The organism is Candidatus Bodocaedibacter vickermanii (assembly GCF_014896945.1).
Lineage (GTDB): Bacteria > Pseudomonadota > Alphaproteobacteria > UBA6184 > UBA6184 > Bodonicaedibacter > Bodonicaedibacter vickermanii.
On sequence record NZ_CP054719.1, the window covers coordinates 873,498 to 893,218 of the forward strand.

21 protein-coding genes and 1 tRNA gene are annotated in these 19,721 nt (G+C 40.6%); 8 read left to right on the forward strand and 14 right to left on the reverse strand.

The annotated features are described in order from the left end of the window. The first annotated feature begins 83 nt into the window (after positions 1-83). Genes motA through CPBP_RS04030 form a run of 3 tightly spaced genes read left to right on the forward strand, consistent with a single transcriptional unit; the run spans position 84 to position 3,636 of the window. Positions 84-977 (forward strand): flagellar motor stator protein MotA, encoded by an 894-nt coding sequence (gene motA, locus CPBP_RS04020; protein ID WP_350331580.1) that lies wholly within the window; start codon positions 84-86, stop codon positions 975-977. After that, positions 974-1,888 carry a flagellar motor protein MotB gene (locus tag CPBP_RS04025; RefSeq protein WP_350331581.1) on the forward strand — a complete coding sequence of 305 codons (915 nt, stop codon included), beginning with the start codon at positions 974-976 and terminating at the stop codon, positions 1,886-1,888. Before motA ends, CPBP_RS04025 begins: the two co-directional genes overlap by 4 nt. Then, the gene (locus tag CPBP_RS04030) at positions 1,885-3,636 is read left to right on the forward strand and encodes a trypsin-like serine protease (RefSeq protein ID WP_350331582.1); all 1,752 of its coding nucleotides are present in this window, start codon (positions 1,885-1,887) and stop codon (positions 3,634-3,636) included. The genes CPBP_RS04025 and CPBP_RS04030 overlap by 4 nt, the downstream gene beginning before the upstream one ends. Here CPBP_RS04030 and CPBP_RS04035 read toward each other — a convergent pair. From CPBP_RS04035 to CPBP_RS04045, 3 genes are read right to left on the reverse strand one after another with little or no spacing between them, the layout of a single operon-like run. Next, positions 3,629-4,351: an amino acid ABC transporter ATP-binding protein gene (locus tag CPBP_RS04035; protein WP_350331583.1), complete on the reverse strand. Its 723-nt coding sequence runs from the start codon at positions 4,349-4,351 to the stop codon at positions 3,629-3,631. The genes CPBP_RS04030 and CPBP_RS04035 overlap by 8 nt on opposite strands. Next, positions 4,348-5,004, reverse strand: coding sequence for an amino acid ABC transporter permease (locus CPBP_RS04040; RefSeq protein WP_350331584.1), 657 nt, complete (start codon positions 5,002-5,004; stop codon positions 4,348-4,350). The genes CPBP_RS04035 and CPBP_RS04040 overlap by 4 nt, the downstream gene beginning before the upstream one ends. Then, the gene (locus CPBP_RS04045; RefSeq protein WP_350331585.1) at positions 5,004-5,774 is read right to left on the reverse strand and encodes an ABC transporter substrate-binding protein; all 771 of its coding nucleotides are present in this window, start codon (positions 5,772-5,774) and stop codon (positions 5,004-5,006) included. The genes CPBP_RS04040 and CPBP_RS04045 overlap by 1 nt, the downstream gene beginning before the upstream one ends. 150 nt (positions 5,775-5,924) lie before the next feature. Here CPBP_RS04045 and CPBP_RS04050 point away from each other — a divergent pair, with 150 nt between their 5' ends. The 3 genes from CPBP_RS04050 to CPBP_RS04060 all read left to right on the forward strand — a co-directional run bounded on the left by CPBP_RS04050 (position 5,925) and on the right by CPBP_RS04060 (position 8,744). Then, positions 5,925-6,563, forward strand: a complete 639-nt coding sequence (locus CPBP_RS04050; protein WP_350331586.1) for an NUDIX domain-containing protein — start codon at positions 5,925-5,927, stop codon at positions 6,561-6,563. Positions 6,564-6,576: 13 nt separating this feature from the next. Further along, the gene (locus CPBP_RS04055; protein WP_350331587.1) at positions 6,577-7,512 is read left to right on the forward strand and encodes an L-threonylcarbamoyladenylate synthase; all 936 of its coding nucleotides are present in this window, start codon (positions 6,577-6,579) and stop codon (positions 7,510-7,512) included. Between the two features lie 164 nt (positions 7,513-7,676). After that, positions 7,677-8,744 carry a serine hydrolase domain-containing protein gene (locus CPBP_RS04060; protein ID WP_350331588.1) on the forward strand — a complete coding sequence of 356 codons (1,068 nt, stop codon included), beginning with the start codon at positions 7,677-7,679 and terminating at the stop codon, positions 8,742-8,744. Here the strand turns inward: CPBP_RS04060 and phaZ are convergent. The 11 genes from phaZ to tnpA (CPBP_RS04115) form a co-directional block, all read right to left on the reverse strand. Then, complete coding sequence (gene phaZ, locus CPBP_RS04065; RefSeq protein ID WP_350331589.1) at positions 8,728-9,945, reverse strand: polyhydroxyalkanoate depolymerase; 1,218 nt, start codon at positions 9,943-9,945, stop codon at positions 8,728-8,730. The two genes, CPBP_RS04060 and phaZ, sit on opposite strands and share 17 nt — an antisense overlap. A gap of 290 nt (positions 9,946-10,235) precedes the next feature. Then, positions 10,236-10,673: an IS200/IS605 family transposase gene (gene tnpA, locus CPBP_RS04070; protein ID WP_350331445.1), complete on the reverse strand. Its 438-nt coding sequence runs from the start codon at positions 10,671-10,673 to the stop codon at positions 10,236-10,238. 152 nt (positions 10,674-10,825) lie between these two features. Beyond that, the gene (locus CPBP_RS04075; protein WP_350331590.1) at positions 10,826-11,269 is read right to left on the reverse strand and encodes a lysozyme; all 444 of its coding nucleotides are present in this window, start codon (positions 11,267-11,269) and stop codon (positions 10,826-10,828) included. 193 nt (positions 11,270-11,462) lie between these two features. Beyond that, positions 11,463-11,783, reverse strand: a complete 321-nt coding sequence (grxD, locus tag CPBP_RS04080; protein WP_350331591.1) for a Grx4 family monothiol glutaredoxin — start codon at positions 11,781-11,783, stop codon at positions 11,463-11,465. Between the two features lie 9 nt (positions 11,784-11,792). Beyond that, positions 11,793-12,023: a BolA/IbaG family iron-sulfur metabolism protein gene (locus tag CPBP_RS04085; protein ID WP_350331592.1), complete on the reverse strand. Its 231-nt coding sequence runs from the start codon at positions 12,021-12,023 to the stop codon at positions 11,793-11,795. Next, positions 12,023-12,739, reverse strand: a complete 717-nt coding sequence (locus CPBP_RS04090) for a phosphoribosylaminoimidazolesuccinocarboxamide synthase (RefSeq protein WP_350331593.1) — start codon at positions 12,737-12,739, stop codon at positions 12,023-12,025. The genes CPBP_RS04085 and CPBP_RS04090 overlap by 1 nt, the downstream gene beginning before the upstream one ends. 70 nt (positions 12,740-12,809) lie before the next feature. After that, positions 12,810-13,742, reverse strand: a complete 933-nt coding sequence (thyX, locus tag CPBP_RS04095; protein WP_434057609.1) for an FAD-dependent thymidylate synthase — start codon at positions 13,740-13,742, stop codon at positions 12,810-12,812. 113 nt (positions 13,743-13,855) lie between these two features. Beyond that, on the reverse strand, positions 13,856-14,665 hold the full coding sequence (locus CPBP_RS04100) for a hypothetical protein (RefSeq protein ID WP_350331595.1): 810 nt from the start codon (positions 14,663-14,665) through the stop codon (positions 13,856-13,858). Between the two features lie 228 nt (positions 14,666-14,893). Then, positions 14,894-15,316, reverse strand: coding sequence for a nucleoside-diphosphate kinase (ndk, locus tag CPBP_RS04105; RefSeq protein ID WP_350331596.1), 423 nt, complete (start codon positions 15,314-15,316; stop codon positions 14,894-14,896). Between the two features lie 64 nt (positions 15,317-15,380). Further along, positions 15,381-15,457, reverse strand: a tRNA-Met gene (locus CPBP_RS04110). A 1,633-nt stretch (positions 15,458-17,090) separates the two neighbouring features. After that, the gene (gene tnpA, locus CPBP_RS04115) at positions 17,091-17,402 is read right to left on the reverse strand and encodes an IS200/IS605 family transposase (RefSeq protein WP_350331597.1); all 312 of its coding nucleotides are present in this window, start codon (positions 17,400-17,402) and stop codon (positions 17,091-17,093) included. Positions 17,403-17,594: 192 nt separating this feature from the next. On the opposite strand from tnpA (CPBP_RS04115), the gene yajC reads away from it, so the two are divergent. Continuing rightward, a complete protein-coding gene (gene yajC / locus CPBP_RS04120; protein WP_350331598.1) occupies positions 17,595-18,089 on the forward strand; it encodes a preprotein translocase subunit YajC in 495 nt (164 codons plus the stop codon). A 27-nt stretch (positions 18,090-18,116) separates the two neighbouring features. Continuing rightward, positions 18,117-19,721 (forward strand): protein translocase subunit SecD, encoded by a 1,605-nt coding sequence (secD, locus tag CPBP_RS04125; RefSeq protein ID WP_350331599.1) that lies wholly within the window; start codon positions 18,117-18,119, stop codon positions 19,719-19,721.

Here is a 19,721-nt window from a genome sequence, read left to right on the forward strand (position 1 = left end):
TTCGTCGCATAAATATTTATCGCCCCACCTTTACTATATTTTAAGTTTTCTAAGCTAATCTTCTTTTATTAGAGGTGATATTTATGTTCCCCATAATTGGATTTGTTATAATTTTTTCTAGCGCTATTGGCGGCTTTATGTTAGCCGGGGGCAATCCTTTGGTCTTGCTGCAACCCGTAGAATTTATTGTGATTATGGGAACAGGCATTGGATCTTTATTCATCGGAGTTCCTTCTCACGCACTTATTCATTTAATAAAAGATATTCCTCAAGTTTTTAAAGGATCAAAATACAAAAGGAAAGATTATTTAGACATGCTAGTGTTTCTAGCAATATTTCTTAAGGTTGTAAAAACAAAAGGATTTCTAGCCGTCGAAAAAGATATTGAAAAACCCATCGAAAGTGAGCTTTTTCTTAAATTCCCAAAGTTTATATTTGATCCAGAGTTATTAAGTTTTACCCAACAATACTTGCGAACAATCGCCATGGGTGTAGACAACCCTTATCACCTAGATGAGGTTCTTGGAACTGAAATTGAACAATACTCCACAAAATATTTAAAAGAAAGCGCCAAAGTTTTACAAACTCTTGCAGATGGATTACCTGCCCTGGGTATCGTGGCTGCTGTATTAGGAGTTATTCTTGCAATGGCATCAATAGCTGAGCCTCCCGAAGTTTTAGGTCACCTAATTGGCGCTGCACTTGTTGGAACATTTCTGGGTGTGTTCGTATCATATGGAATAGTGGGCCCCATGGGAGGGCACCTTATTGCCATCAACGAACAAGATATGAATATGCACAAATGTATTCATCAGGTTTTATTAAATTTTCTTCATGGTTATGCCCCGGCAATCGCTGTTGAACTTGGCAGGAAAACTTTGCCCATAAACTACAAACCCACGTTTGAGGATCTTGAAGAGGCCGTTTATAACAATGGCAAGAAATCATCAGACCCCGGATCCGAGACTAAAGAATGAGTAAAAATAAAACTCTTATTATTCGTGGAAAACACAAACATGGTCACGAAGATCACAAAAGTCACGGCGTGTGGAAAATCGCATATGCTGATTTTATGACCGCGCTGATGGCATTTTTCTTAATGATGTGGCTTACAAGCTCTATGCCTGAAAATATCAGAAAAGGGGTTGCAACTTATTTTGCGCCCGTTGGCGCCTCTGCAAATGTTGCCGGAACAAACTCTATTTTAGAAGGCGGGCAAAGCTTAGAGGAGATTGGCATCCTAGATAAAATGAAACTTGAACAATCTATTTTTTCTCCCACGACCAATTATAACGCTGCACCAAAAAGCAAATCGACCGAGGAACCAACATCAACAGAAAGCTATGACGAAAACACAGGCTCTAATTCTGATGCCGAATCAGCCGCAAAAGAGCAACGGGTTTTTGAAGAGGCTCAACAAGCCCTTAACGAATCTATATTGAAAGATCCTGTTTTACAACCGCTGTCAGAAAACATCTTAATTAGCATTACCCCCGAAGGGTTAAAAATAGAACTTATTGATAAAAACAACACCAATATGTTTGCAGTTGGCAGTAAACAAATGTTACCAGAAATGCGGACAGCCCTTAGTCAAGTCGCAAAAGTTATTCGCGTTCTTCCAAATAAAATTAACATCACGGGACACACGGACGGACGCCCTTATGGCGCCAACGCAACCTATAACAATTGGGATCTATCCACAGACAGAGCCTTAGAATCCAGACGATTCTTAGTGACCGTTGATTTCCAAGAATCAAAAATAGCCTCAGTTGTCGGAAAGGCAAGCAATGACTTATTAAACTCAAAAGATCCACTTTCCTCCTCCAATCGCAGAATCAGCATCTTGGTGCTACGAAATGCACCAATAGAAAAAGGACAAAAGCAATGAGAAATCCTGTCGTTTTATTTTTCGTAGGTCTAGTGTTTTGGATGATTCATCCAACCTTTGGTATTGTTCCAAAACCGGGCGTTGCTCTTGAAAAATACACTAAACCCGCTGAGAAAATGAACAACATTGGGCGACTAGTTGTCCATGGAAAAAAAACAAGCAGTTGCTCATCTACCTTGATAGGTATTGATGGTGATATTGGCATTGTATTAACAGCAGGTCATTGCGCAGAGCTTACGTCCGAAGAAATAGTTACAAAGTGCCGATATCAAACCCTATCGTTTGCATCACAAAACACCGATACAGACTCTGAAAAAATGCCTATTATTGGAAGATTTGCTTTAGGAAAATATATCGAAGGGTCAAAGAAAGATTTGTCTTATGATCTAGGGCTAGTATTTGTTGATCTAAACGATTTAGCCGTAAAACCAACACCTCAACATATGCTATTAGATTCCACAACAATATTAAAAAAATCACTGGTGCAAGTCGCAGGTTACGGAAAAACAAGCCCACAAGATGATTTAGTCGCCCCCCAACGTCGTATAATGTCGACCCAAGCGTTTCGCACACAAGAACACAATCACGACATATTATTACTTGATGAAGCAGAAATAGAAAACGAAGCATTATCGATTCCAGTCGGTGACCACCCTGCTGAAGGCGACAGCGGCGGACCTATTATGGACGCAGCTACGGGGGCTATTATTGGTGTCGTGAGCCATACAAGTGGGGGCGAATTTTATTCCGAACCTTTATATTCACATGCCGATTGGTTGCTTACGCAAATAAAAAATGCTGGTCGGTACTTTGTCTTTAAACTAAATAAATCTGGAAATTTGTCCGATAAAACTATCTGGAATGACAATCGAAAACCGCAAAAATTTAGAAATGCCTATGGGGAAATTAACCCTATCGTTGAAATTGATAAGAGGCACACCCTAACCCTTGATGATCCATTCGGTTTGTACGCCATCAATGTAATAGGTCAAGGCGGCACAATAGAAGTACAAAGCGAACAGTCTGCAGAGGTTCTGCGCATTTATGCGCCAACAGTTATTACATCTTCTGCATTAAAAACACTAACCGTAGACGATGCGAGTATAGGAACCTCTGACCTATCCATTCAAACACAATTACGAGTCTTGCATACACTGAATATCCAACAAGACGTTGTTATGGATGTTCAGCAAGAAGACACGTCCAGGGGTCTAACACTGGTTGATCGCGGCACTGTAAACGTAGAGGGTACATTAAAAACACATCACGTTCGATTTGCAGAGTCTAACTCAAAAGAAAATTTTGGATGTCTGTCTATCTGTGGAACATTAAACTCTGAAGAACCCCTAAACCACTTTGCTCAAACTGTTCAAGGAACAGCCTCAACCCCCGGCAAGATTTTAGGCGATTATACTTTAGGCGCTCAAGGGGTTCTATCATTTAATATAGACACACCCTCTCCATCGTCTGTTCCCATATTAACCGTTGATGGAATAGCGCATTTTACAGGAGGAATCGTGCGCATCAAAACTGCTGAGATTTTACCCCTTGGATTTGAACAAACCATTTTGACCGCAAAAGAGCTAACCATTGCACCAACTTGGCGGGGGGTGTATTATGCACAAACTGTTGATAAAACGTCTGAGATTACCTTTATTCACAAAGCCAATCAACTTAGCATTAAGGTAGTTCCATTAACAGGAAAAGCCTCAACTTCATCAATGGCGGATGACGACTTGCTTAAGTAAGGTTTTGTAAAAACGTTTTAGCTCTATCAGATTCTGGCGCTGCGAAAAAGCTTTTTGGATCCCTGTCTTCTAAAATAATTCCGTGATCCATAAAAATAATTCGATCCGCCACTTCTTTGGCAAATGACATTTCGTGGGTGACAATCAACTTTGTAATATGATCACCTTTAACATTTCGAATCACGTCTAATACTTCTTTAACCATTTCTGGATCCAACGCTGACGTTGGTTCATCAAACAAAATCACATAGGGATCCATGGCTAAACACCGGGCAATTGCCACGCGTTGCTTTTGCCCCCCCGATATTTCAGCCGGATATGCATTTGCTTTTTCTTTTAAACCAACCTTATCTAAAATATCCAGCGCTCGCTCTTCTGCTTGACGTTGCGTCTTTTTATCAACAACTTTTGGAGCGTATGTAATGTTTTGTAAAACGGTCATATGGGGAAATAAATTAAACCCCTGAAACACCATCCCAACATTGCTGCGAATACGATCTAAATTAATTTTGGGATCGGTAACATCTTCACCATTAATAAAAATATTTCCCGCATCTGGTTTTTCCAGCATGTTAATACATCTTAATAGTGTCGACTTTCCAGAGCCAGACGGCCCAACAATAGCCAACGTTTGTCCCTTGGGTACCGAAAGTGTCAGGTTATCGAGAATGACTCGCCGATCAAATTGCTTCGATAGATTTCTGATCTCGATCATGTTCTGCTCCTAAACTTTCGCTCTATAATCCGACCACCATAAGAAAATATCAACACCATTACGTAATAGCACAAAGCAGCCACAATAAAGGGTTCAAAGTATGTAAACTTATGTGCTGCAACCATCTGAGATCGCCTCATCAAATCAGTCTCACCTATAACACCGACAATGGCCGACTCTTTAAATAGATTGATGAACTCGTTTACAAGTGATGGCAAAACATTTCGAATTGCTTGGGGCAAGATAATATCTTTCATACGGCGCCAATAGGGAACACCCAAAGACATCGCTGCTTCGTACTGTCCAGACGGCACCGATTGTATACCCGCCCTAAAAATTTCTGAAACATATGCGCCAGAGTTCAAAGAAAAAACCATTACCCCAGCAGCAAATGTAGACAACCGCCATCCAAATATTATCGTGGTTCCAAAATAGATCAAACACAGCTGGACGATAAGTGGAACACCTCTAAAAATCGAAACGTATGCAGCCGAAATAAATTCTAATAATCTAGATTGAGAAAATCTAAAAAAAGTTAAAAGGGTTCCCATAAATACCCCGCCAACCACTGAGATGGCAGTAAATTTTAAGCTAACCCACAATCCACCTAAAATAAACTCAATCTCGTCTTTGCCTAAATTGCCAAATTTCATTATTTAGCCTGCTCACTTTCGGCTGAAAGCCATTTTTGCTCTAACTGTTTAATGAATCCTTCATCAATCAATTGCTTTAGGACGGCATTAATTTTTTCTTTTAATATCGACCCCTTAGGCAAGGCAATCGCATACGCCTTAACAGAAGGATGTTTAAACTCTGCCACCACGAACTTTCCAACATTAGCTAGCGCAAACTTTGTGGCAGGAATATAGTCCATCACCACTGTCTGAATATTACCAGAAAGCAACTCTTGAACCAAATCTAACAATCGATTGCGCGTAACGATTTCAAACTTTTCAATACCGCTGGCCGCGACTTCTTCCAATAGCATTTGATGAAACGTTCCCAATTGAGCTCCTGACTTATGTCCGTCAAGCTCTGATAATAATTTTATTGGATGCTGCGTTAACGAAAGCAACGCGACTTTGGGTTGGTAATAATCATTTGTAAAATCGATTGTTTGTTCTCTTTCTAAAGTCCGCGTAATGCCTGCAATCGCCATATCTGCTTGATTTGCTTGCAATGAGGGCAAAATACCGCCGAAATCCATATCAACCACAACTGCTTCCATATTAAGACGTTTTGCAATTTCTTTAGCCAAATCAATATCAAACCCCTCAATTGAGTGAGTTTTAGAATTAAAGAATTCAAAAGGAGCTTGATCTGCACTTGTAACAATTCGCAACACAGCTTCTTCTTGCTTATTTTTTTTGCATCCTGTAATAATAATAAGTAAGGTCAAACATGTGATCAGATGCTTTAGCATAAAGATATCCTTTAATTCCATAATAAAAATAATACTCATCCTAGGGGATACGGACAAAAAACTCAAGTTTATATTGTAATAGGGCTTGAAAGTTGGAATGGCTGTCTCTACATAACACGCATAAGAAACATGTGCCCAGGAATTTATGAAATGATGAAGAACTCTAAATCAAATTTTTTACGTCGCCGGCAACGCGTCAACAAGCATTCTCGTGAAGCATGCGCAGCGGGTGTTTTACCCCTAAGCATAACCCCAGAAGGAACGCGAGTCGTTCTATTGGGATACGGATCATGCTCACAAGGCGGAGTTTACCGCAACTTTTGGTCTGACTTTGGCGGAAAACTAGACCCTGAAGAAACCGCAAAAGAAGCTGCATTGCGCGAATTTCATGAGGAAACCGCGTATTATTTTAAAAAAGAAATTACGAAACTAGATCAATTATTAAAATTACACGGCAATGAAAAGTACGTATCTTTTGCTGCAGAAGTTTCATACGCCCCCATTGAACTAATTAAAGAAAACGCTGCTAGAGTTCGCTTTGAAGGCACGCTATATGAGCGCAACCACGTGGAAATGGAAGACTATCGCTGGGTATCGTTAAGCACACTATTATCTCATCCGGCTACTTTGCATCAAGAAGGTCTATATCCACCCTTTATTGAATATCATTTATCACAAAAGTCTGTACAAGATTCGTTAAGAATGTTACTTACAAAAAATATAACAGATCTTAAAACTGAAACGTTTGAATCAAAACTTTTTGGAAAAGGGCTCGTGTCGTCATACTAAGAAATTTGCACTCATGAATGATATAAATATTGCTATTACAACGTTATTAAGTGGAGAGCCTGTAGCGTTTCCCACAGAAACAGTCTATGGGCTTGGGGCTGATTGCACCAATGACCAAGCTGTAGAGAAAATATTTTTGCTAAAAGGTCGCCCCTCTTTTAACCCTCTGATTATTCATGTTTTAAATCTAGACACTGCCCTTAAATATGGGGAATTTAATCGATCCGCACTTCGATTGGCTCAATCGTTTTGGCCAGGTCCGCTAACCTTGGTTGTCCCTTTGCGCCCTGGAAACAACATCTCACAACGCGTAACTGCGGGGTTAGAAACTATCGCGATTCGAGTACCAAATCATCCCGTTGCCCTAGAACTTCTTCGCCGCTATCCGAACCCTATTGCCGCACCTAGTGCCAACAAATCTGGATATGTCAGCCCAACAAAACATGAGCATGTGCGCAACGAGTTTCACGATGATGTATTTATTATACCAGGGGATCAATCCTGCATAGGGTTAGAATCTACGATTGTTGATTGCTCTGACGAAGAGGTTGCAATCTTAAGACCCGGGTTTATTACAAAAACTGACATCGAAAATTTCTTGGATATGCCTGTGTCAGAAAAATCTTCAACCGAAGCAATCAAGGCGCCCGGACAACTTAAACATCATTACTCTCCATCACTGCCTGTCAGATTAAACGCAAACAACGTTTTGCCGAACGAAGCCCTTTTAACGTTTGGATCAAACGAACTTACATCTGACGTCATGTTGAACCTTAGTCCAACTGGAAATTTAGACGAAGCAGCGACAAACCTGTTTGACTTTCTGAGAGCTCTTGATAAAACAACTTCGAACATTAATCAAATCGCAGTCGCCGCAATCCCCAATATTGGCGTTGGTCTTGCAATTAACGAACGCTTACAACGAGCAGCCACTCCTAAATCCGACTAACAACTCTTGAACAAGCATGTTGCCGGATCAAAACCCTCTCTTAATTTGATACAACTGTATTGTGATTGAATAATTGAATTGTTTTCGTATAAAATACCTGAACCATTTTGTATCATTTTCAACAGGCTGTATTTATGAGATCCCTTTTTGCGATAGTAATGCTTATGCTAATATCAAGCACATCTGCCAAAAAATTTAACACCACACACATAATCTTACCCACGGTATCGGGAAAAAGCAAAATAGCTTCGGGGTTAATATATGTACGAACAGGAAACTTAACTGTATTGGAAAAACCATTTGGTTATGCCGATTATTTAGAGAAAATCTTATTTACGCCCACAACCCAAATTTATATTGGGTCTTTAAAAAAACAATTTATCGCCGCTGCTATTTTAAAATTGATGAGCGCCGGGAGGCTTAACCTACACGCACCAGTAAGTTCTTATCTAAAATTTAATACCACGCCAACTGTAAAAGACCCAGCATGGCCACACAGCACCACATTGCATCATTTATTAACCCATGTTTCAGAAGTTAAAACAGCACCCCAAACTTCAAACACTCAACCATTTATAGATCGCGTATACAGCGAAAGTCTCTCTCCACGCAACCCACTTAAATTCACGTATAGTTCCGCTGCATATGCGTTGCTAGAACTTGTGATTGAGAACGTTAGCGGCATGCCCGCAGCTGATTATATTACTCAAAGTTTTATTACCCCCCTTGGAATGAAAAACACAAGCTTTAATGGGCCAGAAATTCCAAACAGAGTACGTCAAAACCTTGCTAATAAATTATGTTACCCTTATCACTTCTTACACAATCGCAATCAAGTTATAAGCACCTATGACCCTAATAAAGCGCGCTTGTTCGGAGTCGCAGATATGATTTCGACCGCGGAAGACTTATGCAAATGGAACACTGCATTACACTCTGGAAAAGCGTTTAACACTCCCCCTGCAACCGCGAATTGTTTGCTACAACTAATGCGCGGATTATATACAGTAGACGAGGGGGGCGATAGCTATTATGGATATGGAATAAAAACATATGTTCGAAATTCTAAAACTATTTATTGGCACGAGGGGTTGGTAACGGGGGCCTCTGTTTATTTAGAGTACACCCCAGAAACCGATACGCATGTTATTATCTTTTCTAACAACTCTGGGATAACGTTTAATTCTAAAACAGGAACTTACGTTTTAGAAAAACTTAATGATGCCTTTTGATAAAGCTCCGAACCTGAGGATATATGTCTTTACGCCAACGGCTGCCGCTAAAAATACCATAATGCCCGACATCTAATCTTAAAAAGTGATCTCTTTTGTGTTCGGGAATATTCGAACAAACATCGTGCGCTGCGTACGTTTGTCCGATGCCTGTAATATCATCGTTTTCTCCCTCAACAGTCATTAACGCAGGTCGAGTAACAGATTTAAAACTAAATGGCTTGCCTTTATAGGTCATCTCATTTTTCGCAACCAGGTGCTGTTTAAAAACTTTATCCATCGTTTGCACAAAATAAGCGGCAGGTAAGTCCATGACAGATAAGTATTCATCATAAAACTCTCGATGAGAACGAACAGCTTTTTGATTATTATTGGCAACATTCTTAATATGTTCGTAATGCTTTTGAATATGGGATTTTATATTCATTTGAATGAACCCTCCCAAGATTAAATTTCCGGGGGTTACCTTGCGACGCGCACCTGGAGCATAATGCGGAACCTCAGACACCATATGTTGCTCAAACCAGTCGATGGGCAATTGCTCCACCATCGTATTTACGACCGTGGGGCTAATGCGCGTGTCCACGGGTCCACCCATTAAAATCATTGACGCAGGTTGATAGGGTGCATTTTTTTCTTCCAAAACAGCAGCCGCCATTAATACTGGTATGCAAGGCTGACACACTGCCAACACATGAATACCTTGACCTAAAAATGCATAAAAATCATCCAGATATTCCACATAAGTATCTAGATCAAACTCTCCATCTGATACTGGAACGTTATATGCGCTAACCCAATCTGTTATATATACCTTATGGTCTTGCAATAGTGTATGTACAGTATCTCTAAGCAACGTGGCATAATGCCCAGACAAAGGGGCAACAACTAACACGATGGGTTGATCAATATCGCATCCAACTTTTTCAAAAAGCTTTAAGCGACAAAAAGGCTTTTCTAGTACAATTTTTTCTACAACTGCATATTTTGTCTCGTCAACATCTACACTGTTGATATTAAATTCAGGGCGTTTATTGGGGCGCGTCCATCGGTGGATAATTTCATGCACAGCGCCAATTGATCGCACGTATTGATTAGAAAACACATTCGATGGCGACAAAAGAACATCTTTTAATGCATGACTAAACAAGTGTGTGGGGCGCCAATACGCTCTGATTTTATCACGTTGATAACAATACATTAATATTCTTTCTCTTTAACACTTAACAGGTTACAAAAAAAATATTAATAAACAATTAAAATCAGTCTTATAATTTGACAATATTGGCGTTTTTTACTCTACTGGCTTGATATTCATAAAAGATCTTCACGGCTTCTTCAAGAAGACCTGAGCCGCTTTTTGCATCGATCTTTTTTAACATCTTCCAATTTTCATCCGTGTATTTAAGTGGAATGCCCCATTGAGCACTTGGCACTCAACCACTACCAGCTGAAGCTGGTAGGTTGTAATTACAGACTGGAAGTCTCTGACTACTCTAAAGAGATATTAGAAAGGTTATTTGACTGGAAAGAGTCCGTATGATTGTTGATGTAGGCATTAATGATGTCATCAGTAACATTGCCGCTCGTTGAACTAAAGAACCCTCGCCCCCAGAAGTGTCTTCCCCAATATTCTTTCTTGATATTAGGAAACTCCTGCTGAATCTTTCTTGACGATCGTCCCTTTGCTATTTTTACAAATTCACTGACCGATACGTGGGGAGGTATTTCTACAAAAATATGCACATGATCTGCTGACAACACGCCATTGCAAACCTTAACACCCAGTTCATCAGCAACCTGTGCGATCACCTCACGCACTCGTAATCTTAATTCACCACTTAGAACTCGTTTACGATACTTGGTGATCCATACTAAGTGATATCTATGGTAAAATACGGTGTGGCTGGTTTTGCTATAATCTGTCATATGATACCCGTCGCGTTTCTCAAGCGCTAGCGCTTGAAGACTAAGCTAGGGTATCATATTTACTCCTTTTTTTCAATACCTCGCCTCTTTTCCTTTACCAAGGACTGAAGTCTTTTTCGCCTGGAAGGCGAAGGTTTTAACCATAAAGGGGACTATAAATTGCTCTTTGGGTCAAGAGGTCGATTTGCAAACACCATAAGTTCTACCAAGCGGCGCTTTGCTAAGCCAGGAACAATTTTGTCACCAATCCCTCGCCAAGGCGCAAAAAAATCATAGGCAGCCTCTATATTATTTTCATTAATATGTTTTATCAAAAATGAATGACCAATCTCAGGATGCCCCATATTATAAGTTAAGGAGGTGATCGCATCCAATTGATGGGGCGCTAAACTATCGGGGTCTTTTAAATAAGGACGAATATCATTGGCGCTAACAAGATCTGACCGCAATAATTCCAAGGCCTCATCTTGCGCTAGATGTATCCCAGAGAAGTTTTCATTATCTTCTACTACATGCCCGAAACCAATTGTTGGAACCCCAGCAGGGCAGAGATACGCTTTTGGAAAAAATCCCTCAAACCTCGAAATCAATGACAAGGTTTGATTGGTACACCAGCGATCACGCTCTCCCCACTTGCTTGCGAACCACACAAAGGGGATGAGCAACAAAAATCTAAATAATGTTATAGAATTGTTTAGCCTGATAAATGACACGATCTGCTCAAGATAGATTACTTAAGCAGAATATAGTGATGAAATATTATAAATTCAAGAGACTTAAGAAAAATATTTATACTATTTGCTTTTCAGCCAACATTGTTTGTAATTCACCTGCTTGAAACATTTCTTTAACAATGTCACAGCCGCCAATGAACTCGCCTTTGATATACAGCTGGGGAAGGGTTGGCCAATTTGTGTAATCCTTAATCCCTTGGCGCATGTCTTGATCTTCAAGGATATTAATGCCTAAGCACTTAACACCTAAATGATTGAGTATTTGCACAACCGTGCTGGAAAATCCACACTGGGGAAATTCTGGCGTTCCCTTCATAAACAAAACAACATCATTTGTTTCAACTAATTCTTTAATTTTTGATTGAATGTCTAACATCGATAATTCCTAAAGTACTTCTGTTTTAATTGCTAACGCATGCAGCTCTGCCGCCATAGCCCCCTGTAACGCATCGTAAACCATTTTGTGTTGTTGAACGCGCGTCATCCCTTTAAACGCAGGGCTTTTGACGGTCACAGCATAATGATCACCATCCCCCGCAAGGTCTTGGATTATAACCTCAGCATCTGCAAATGACTCTTTTAATAAAGAGTATAACTTATCCTGTGCAACCGCCATTAGTCAGCTTCCTTAATAATACCTGATAATCTGGCCATATCTTGATAGAATTGAGTTAAATTTTCAACAGAATTTTCAGTAATTTGCAGGGTATGTCTTGATCTTAATGAGCAGGTCTCTGGCGTTAATTCCCCAGCGAACAACAACATAGGATCCGAAAACTCATCTTTGTAAATCCTGGCAAAGTCTAATGTGATATCAATCAAATCATAATCAATGCCTCTAAAAAATCCGAAAACAACATCATTGATCTTTCGACTTAATACTTTTAAATCTTCAATTTCATAGCTGCTGATCCACCCAAATGCCTCTGCCAATTCTGGGGTAATCAGCTTATCCATTTTGTGTTGAGTGGGCCCTACAAATTCTAAGATAGGGTAGGGAAGCTTTGTCCCCATATCCACGCCATAATCTTGGTTTACATCTAAATCAGTATAGTTGTGAATTTTGATTCGGACTGGCACTATTTCACCCACGGAATGCAATTGTTCCCGCATGTTTAATCGGCGCATAAATGTGCTTAAAACACCCAAATCCTGAAGAGTTTGATGTAAACGTTCTGACAGCTGATTGTTAATAGCACCCTTACCATTGATAGTAAGAGACTCACCCTTAATCAGCGCATCATCTTTGAAAAAATGAACAACGGTACCTGGATCGCTTCCTTGAAAGAAAATTCGGCCACCATCTTCAAACAACTTTGTTCTATTGGCCATGTGCTTCCTATTGTTTTGATCTACCATCAGTATATACCAAAAAGTTTACGAAAAGTTAAAATACACCTTTTTACTCAGTTTCTAAGATTTTTATTAGCTCACCCCATTCGCGAGAAGTCAATCCGCTGTTTTCTTGGGTTACGATTTCGCCCTTAATCATTCTGCGTACTGCTTGAAGTCCTGTCTTAGACAAATGAGCCCCCTGTTGACGATATTCAGTAAACGCATGATACGTCAATGGAACCCAACGACGCATAATATCCAACATTGCCTCTGCATAAACTCTGATCTCATACTGAGCATGCGAATCTGCCCTTAACGACAAGAAATGCATCAGGTTATGCAAGTTAATCTTCCAATACCACTGAGTATAATAATTCACTGGCAATTCCATGCGCGCCAGCTCTCTGGCTAAACCAGATCTGTTTTCATCAAGAATCTGACCATTTTCATCTAGATTTAACATGTCTTGATAATGGCTATATGCCTGTACCGAATCTTGCTTTAACAACGTTAAAACATGCTCAGCCTCTGCACCAACTAATACGTTTCCACGCCCTTGGTTGTTTACTTCTGACTGCGCTGCCAAATGCTGAGGTTCTGGGATATAAAATTCTTTATCTAAAATTGAATACCGTGCAGAATATTCATTCACACTGGCCGTACGATGACGAATCCACTGACGCGCTACAAAAATAGGTAATTTTATGTGTAGCTTTATATCGCACATTTCAAAGGGAGTCGTATGTCGGTGGCGCATTAAATAATTGATCAACCCTTGATCTTGGTTGACCTTTTTAGTGCCTTTTCCATATGAAACGCGCGCAGCCTGCACAACTGCACCATCATCGCCCATATAGTCAACTATACGAACAAACCCATGGTCTAAAACTTTAATGGGTTCATAGAGGATTTCTTCTAATGCCTCAACCGTTGCACGCCCCGTACTAAAACGTTGCGCCCTTACATCTGCCAATTGATCAGCTTTTGAATCTAAAATAATATCCGACATCTTGCACCCTTTTATACTATCGGATAATTTACCGCCTTTTAAAAAGAAAAGCAAATTATGAAAAAAGCCCCCATATGGAGGCTTTGTAAAAATCGTAGACTATATTATTCTTCGCTGTCATCTGAATCTGAAGGACCCTCTGTAGAAGAATCATCCACCGGTTTTACAGCAGCAGCTTTTCGCTTAGCCGCGCCTTTGCTACCACCCGGTCCCTTGGCTAGCTTAGAATTAGAGCTACGCTCCACTGCAGCTGCTTTACCCTTGCCAGCAGCTTCATTATCTTTTGCTTTTTGTTCAAGATCTACTAAATAAGCTTCTATAGCTTTTTGAAATTTACCTACTTTATTGTCTTGCAATACTTGCTTAATGGCTTTTTCAAACGTTATTTCTGGAACTGAATCTTTTACTCCATCAATACTTTTTAAAAACGCCCCGTTTTCTTTTACATACGTCGCTAAATCCGCATACGCACTGTTTCCTTCATGGCTTTTTTCAATTGCAGCTTTTACTAACTCCACAACCCTTGGCAATACAGTATTAATTTGCTCAATTTGCTTCTTATCTTCATCTGCTGCATCGCGTAATGATCCAACCGCAGCTAGACGATCGCTCCAAAACTTCAAGGCAAACTGCTTGTTAACAGCATCATCATGAGCTGTTCTTACTTCCATTTCATCTGCGAATTCGTCATCTTTCAAATCGCTTTCAACTTTTTTAGCTGCAGCCAATTGCTTTTTCATGCGATCTGCCATTTGCCCCAAAAAGGTTGATAATTCGTCATAATTACCCGCGATTAGCAATGCTTTATATTTTTCCTCTGCTGGGTTTTTAGCAACTTCTGCGCCCGCAACTTCAAAGGAAGATAACAAAAACACGCTTGATAACATTATCCATTTTGCTTTTAAAGATTTCATAATTTCTCTCGCTTATATGATTGATATTTGGGCATCTTTTCATTGAACAATCAGAAAGTTGCCACATACATAAAACAAAGAGTAACAAGAATTTGTAAATTTTTTATTAAGATTTTTGACAAATTGGACAAAGATTTAAAAACGCAACCTTAACGTTTGTTTCCATTATCTGACCCAAATAAAAAAGCCCCCATGCGGGGGGCTTTAGCATCGACACAGATAAAAAGACTATTCGCAGATATCTAATTGGTTAAAGAAAAATGCAATTTCGTTAGCTGCATTTTCATCAGAATCAGATCCGTGAATTGTGTTTTCGCCAATTGAATCACCTAAATCACGACGAATCGTTCCTTCTGCGGCCTTTTCTGGGTTTGTATCGCCCATAATTTCGCGCGCTTTCAAAACTGCATTTGGTCCTTTTAGAACTTGCGCAACCACAGGACCTGAAGCTAAAAATTCGCACAGTTCGCCATAAAATGAACGCTCTTTATGAACTTCATAAAATTTTTGTGCTTGCGCTAAAGTTAAGCGCACGCGACGTTGTGCAACGATTTTAAAGCCAGCAGCTTCAAAATATGCATTCACTTTACCAGTAATGTTTTTAGCTGTTGCATTTGGTTTAATCATCGAAAATGTATAGTTGCTAGACATAATTTATCCTTTAATTTTTTTCATCTTTTTATGACACAAAATTAGAAATAAATAAAGAGAGAAGTGGTAGCGGAGGAGGGATTTGAACCCCCGACACACGGATTATGATTCCGCCGCTCTAACCAACTGAGCTACTCCGCCATAAGACATTTCTCTTATATACAATATTTATAAACATTTTCCAAGAAAGATTTTTGATATGTATAAGTTCACTGTAAATGAGGCAGCCTGGCGATGGACATGTTAGGTTAGATTGGTGTGTTTGGACACGGATTATCGTCGTTGAGAATGGGGAGGATTTGATTCTTTGAGTTGGATTGAGTGTGGTTTGAGACATGAGATTTTTGACCCACCTTTGACCCATTTCGGGCGCAGGATCATTGGGGTTGAAAAATGAATTTGAGATGTTTTTGAGTTTGGTAGTGTTTTAGTTCCTTGTTTGATCGATGCGCCGCAGAATGTCAATTCAAGGCGCTGCGATCCGTTGTTAAAGTGTTTAAGTTATTTAGTTTATTGTTTAAAACCGAGTGAATCCCCAGTAACCCGCACGTGCAAAAAGAACCCCATTTCTTACACGAATGGGGAAAGGCGGACTTTAGTATAAAATACAAAGTCGGTGTTTTACGAGCCCGTCGGCTCTAGGGGTTGTTTACAGGGCTGTGTCTACTGATCGGGTAGTTGAGCGCCTGTACTGGGGATTCGATTCGGCATGTGTCCTTTGAGTCTTTCAACCAAAGCTCGTCAAGGATCTTTTTAGAGATCCTTTGGCTGAAATACTTTTGGGACGTAGAACGAAAAAAGGCTACCCGGTTTTTGGGTAGCCTCTTCGCAATTCTAGTTATTAGTATACATAAAAAGTTTGGACTGTCAAGAGCAAACTGAGTTTGCATCCATTAGGTCAGATCCGATGTGATCTGACACGGATTGTAATTTTTCCAAGCCGTATTGCTTAACGGGTCTAGCGTCACGTTGGCGGCTCAAGGGCGCTTTACGCGCCAGAGCGGCGATTGCCGCTATCAAATCGCATTGCGATTTGCTTGAGCCGCATAAAGGCAGAGGTCGACGCAAATGAGAGCATGATACAGCGGTGGTATGTTGGGTGAGGCATACGAGGTAATGTGTTGTTGCTTATAACGCGTGTCTGCGCGAATCGGATACAACCTAATGGGTGCAACAGCATGTTGTAAAAATCTTCAGTTCGTCAAGAGTTTGTTAATAATTTAGGTATATGTTTGTTCTTGAGGACTCATTCATTGCTATTTTTTGCCCACCGTTTCGTGAAGAAAAGACGGATCGCTTCGTCTATTTAGTCTCGATTTAGGGAGTGGGTTTTGTCCCCCCACCCGAAGGTCACTGAGGGTGACTAGGGCGGGGGGTGGTAAAAAAATCGCGTTAACTAATTGTTAATCTTTATTAATTCGCAGCGCGCCAACCTGCAGTTGCCAAGGAGGATCCCAGAACTCCTTAGGTAAGATCCGATGTGTTTGGACACGGATTTCAAATAACGAAACTCGTGAGTGAGGCATGATGCTGCCAGCGTGACGTTGCATCCATTAGCGTGATGCAGGACTCAATGGGGGTACTCGATGAACTACTCGGCGGCAAGCGACCGAGTTTCAAAAAAGGTTAATTTGTTTAGAACCGCTTTCTAACCGATCCATCACCTTAAGTTGATTCTGAACGTAAGCTCTTATTGTCTCTTCGTTTGCATTTCCAGTCGTTTCTATAAACTAACTTTGCGTCCACAGTTTCCCCCCTCAAAAACAGCGCTTCTTTATGTCATGATAGTATTAAAAAATTCTCGTGCCGCTAGACTCTTTACGATGTGCATAGTATCTGAGGGTGAGATCCTGGGCTCTGATCGAACGACCATATGTATATGATCTTCGGATATTTCTAGCTCCACTATTTCTATATTGTAATCATACCCTATCTTTCCGATGATCTTCTTCAACATCTCTCGATATGGTTCTTCAAATTTTGTGCGATATTTCGGTATCCACACAAAGCGACACATAATTCGAAACATTTGATGACTATTTTGTCGTGTCTCTATGGGGAAACCCCATAACGTACTTCTGTACATTATATGCTTTCCTTCTCTGCAGCGCGCCCCAGAGTTTTGCGCGAAGCGCTATAAATCTCTAACTGTCGTAGCGTTGTTTTTTATAATCCGTATCAAATTATTGGATCTCTGCCATACACAAAGTAATTAACATTGCCATTAGTATGAAAACCCGCTAGAATCTTTGTAGTTTTTTATTTCGGAGCTTATTCTATGTTTTTAAATTCTCTTGCCGCTCAAACAGCTGGCACCTCAGCAAGCAGCAGCTTACAAATGCTTTTACCCATCGTTCTTGTATTTGGTGTTATGTACTTTTTAATTATTCGCCCACAAAACAAGCGAATGAAAGATCAACAAAACATGCAGTCTTCAATTAAAATTGGGGATACTGTTGCAACAACAGGCGGTCTTATTGGACGCGTTGTAAAGCTTGAAGAAAAAGAAATTCACGTTGATTTTAATCGCGCCGGTCAACCTGTTCGCGTATTAAGATCTGCAATTGTTGGCCTTGTCGATTCTGCAAACAAAGCAAAAGCGATGACGCAACCACCCCAAGCAAAGCCCACCCAAGAAAAGGCAAAGGCGGCTGATAAGTCAGAACCTGCCGATGAGCAAGCTCAAGCTCAAAAGCCGCGCGTACGATCGCCCATGAACAGGGGTCGCGCAGGTGGTAACCGACGCCCAGCGCCAAAAAAATCAGAAGAATAAATAGTATAAAACTCAGGAGTGTTCCGAATGTCCGGTCGTCAAAAATGGAAAAATTTAATAGTTTATGGAGTGTGTTTTTTAGGCACACTCTTTATGATTCCCAATTTTTTATCAGAAGATCAACTTGCCGAACTTCCTGAGTTTCTAAGAACATCGCAAATGCGTCTTGGTTTAGATTTACAAGGCGGGTCTTACCTTCAACTTCAAGTCGATATGTCCAGCGCAGTTCAAGATCGATTTGCTGGATATGCTGATGAGGTTCGCATTTTGCTGCGTCAGAAAAAAATTAGCTTTTCAAATCTAACAATTGTTAAAGGCGAAAGCCCCTCCGTTGTGTTTGAGGTGCTAAACGACCAAGATGCTGCTAAAGCCGAAGCCGAGCTGAACAAGCTGCCCAACATGATAACACGCGTTGATGGAAAACGCCTAACAACTCAATTGCGCCCCCACGACTTATTGACATTGCGTCAATCTATTATTAATCAATCCATTAGCATCATTAGCCGCCGCGTGGATCAATTGGGAACAACAGAACCCGAAGTCACCGCACAGGGCACCGATCGAATCGTCGTTCAATTACCAGGATTAAAAGATCCCGAACGCGTAAAAGGTCTGATCAACAAAACTGCAAAACTAACCTTTCACAAAGTGGAGGCTCGTATTAACAACGTTCAGGCTCAAAATTACAGAGCGACTCCTGGAACAAGGCTTATAGCTGAAGATGAAGGACTGGACGGTATACCAACAGCCTATTATGTAATTTCTCAAAATCCTGTTTTAACTGGCGACAACCTTATTGATGCGCAACAAGGTTACGATACACAGCACAACCAAGCAATCGTGTCATTCCAACTAGATGGTCCGGGTGGGCGTAAGTTCGCTGATGTTACTCGTGAATTAGCTCTGCTACCCAAGGATGATCCCAGAAAACAATTCGCAATGGTTTTAGATAACAAAATCATAAGCGCACCAGCCGTGCAAAGCGAGATCCCAAACGGACAAGGACAAATCACTGGAAACTTTACCATTCAATCGGCAAATGACTTGGCTGTTTTGATGCGCGCAGGTGCATTACCTGCAACGCTAAGCATTATGGAAGAAAAAACCATTGGACCAAGCTTAGGATCCGACTCTATTAAAGCGGGTCAATTTGCAACCATTTTATCTATCACAGCGGTCATGATTGCAATGGCAGTTTTGTATGGGGTCTTTGGGCTTATCGCAGATATCGCATTGCTATTTAACACCATTTTGTTGCTTGCGGGTCTTTCCATTATGGAGGCAACCCTAACACTTCCTGGTATTGCGGGTATCGCATTAACCATCGGTATGGCTGTTGACGCCAACGTGTTGATTTTTGAACGTCTTCGCGAAGAATTAAAAGCGGGAAAGAAACCTCAGCTTGCATTGGCACTTGGATACGACAAAGCCATGGCAACGATTATTGATGCCAACATCACAACCATTATGGGAGCTTTGCTATTATTCTGGTTTGGAACCGGCCCCATCAGAGGATTCGCGATCACGCTATGCTTAGGTATTTCCGTATCTATGTTTACGGCTATCATGTTAACGCGGCTGATCTCTGAGAAATGGATCGACTTTCGCAAAAATAAACCCGTTACAATATAA